The organism is Mycobacterium helveticum, from assembly GCF_007714205.1.
In the GTDB taxonomy this organism is placed as follows: Bacteria; Actinomycetota; Actinomycetes; order Mycobacteriales; family Mycobacteriaceae; genus Mycobacterium; species Mycobacterium helveticum.
The window spans coordinates 1-720 of record NZ_VMQU01000332.1 but is presented as its reverse complement, the minus strand read 5'-3'; the positions used below and the strand labels follow the sequence as shown (position 1 = coordinate 720).

Genomic DNA, 720 nt, shown 5'->3' with positions numbered 1-720 from the left:
CACCGCACCCGCGGCGCAGGCCGCCCCGGCGATTCCGGGACTGCCGGCGTCGATTCCGGGCCTGACGTCGCCGGCACCGGCGACGGCTCCCGCCCCGGCGGCTTCGCCGATCCCGGGCCTGCCTGTGTCCCTGCCCGGCCCGGCGGCTCCGGCCGCTTCGACCCCGGCCGCCGGGCTGCCGCAGGCGAAGATCGATATGCCCGCGCTGCCGGGCCTGCCGGTGAAGGTGCCGCCGCAGGTCACGCTGCCGGGCGACCTGCCGGGCCTGGCCTCGGGAGCGCCCGCGGCCGCGGCGCCCGCCGCCGCCGCGCCGGCCGCAGCGCCGGGCCTGCTTTCGGCCCTGCCCTGAACAGCCACGTAGTCGGCCAAACCACCACCAGGACCGGAGGACATCGTGGCACGTACTAGGAAACTGTCCGAAGGATTAGCCGCCGTGGCCGCGGCATCGGCCGCCGTGTTCGGGCTCAGCCCGAGCGCGGCGGCCGACCCGGCGGCGCCGCAACCCGCGCCGCAGTCGAACTCGGCCCAGCAACTGCCGGGCCTGCCGGCGTTGTCGGAGCTGAGCCCGATCATCCAGCAGGCGGCCGGCAACCCCGAGCAGGCGACCCAGCTGCTCATGGCCGCCGCCCAGGCCTTCACCCACAATCCGACCGCCCCCGCCGAGTCCAAGAACGTGGCCGCGTCGGTGGACCGCTTCGTCCAGGCGCCGGTCGCGCACGT

At 76.7% G+C, this 720-nt stretch carries 2 pseudogenes; both read left to right on the top strand.

Annotated features, from left to right (window positions below):
• Window positions 1-349, top strand: a pseudogene (locus tag FPZ47_RS27775) (hypothetical protein); the annotation flags it as partial.
• Window positions 350-394: 45 nt separating this feature from the next.
• Window positions 395-720, top strand: a pseudogene (locus FPZ47_RS27770) (Rv1157c family protein); the annotation flags it as partial.